This is a genomic window from Chromobacterium fluminis (genome assembly GCF_011602385.1).
Lineage (GTDB): Bacteria > Pseudomonadota > Gammaproteobacteria > Burkholderiales > Chromobacteriaceae > Chromobacterium > Chromobacterium fluminis.
On record NZ_JAAOMA010000134.1, the window covers coordinates 1 to 362 of the forward strand.

The following is a 362-nucleotide window of genomic DNA, read 5'->3' on the forward strand; positions in this document are numbered from 1 at the left end:
CGCGTGGATCTGTGATCTTGACCGCGTTGCCGGCCGCGTCGTATTCGGTGACGGTGACGCCGCCCAGCGCGTCGGTTTCGCGCACCTTGCGGCCCAGCGCGTCGTAGTCGCGGCGGGTGGTGTGGCCATTGGCGTCGGTTTCGGCAAGGCGATTGCCTTTGGCGTCCAACTGGTAGGTGGTGGAGGCCTGCAGCTTGCCCTCGCCGCGCGTTTCCTGAATCAGGCGGCCGGCGGTGTCGTAGCTTTGGTGGGTGACTTGGTCGGCCGCATCGGTCACCAGGGCCGGCTTCCAGTCGCTGGGGCCCGAGGCGTCCAGCGCCAGTTCTTCAAACTGCGCCCGCGTCGCAAACAGCCAGGAGTCG

General features: G+C 67.7%; 1 pseudogene. It reads right to left on the reverse strand.

Annotated features, from left to right (window positions below):
• Window positions 1–362 (reverse strand): annotated as a pseudogene (locus tag HA052_RS28410) (hypothetical protein); the annotation flags it as partial.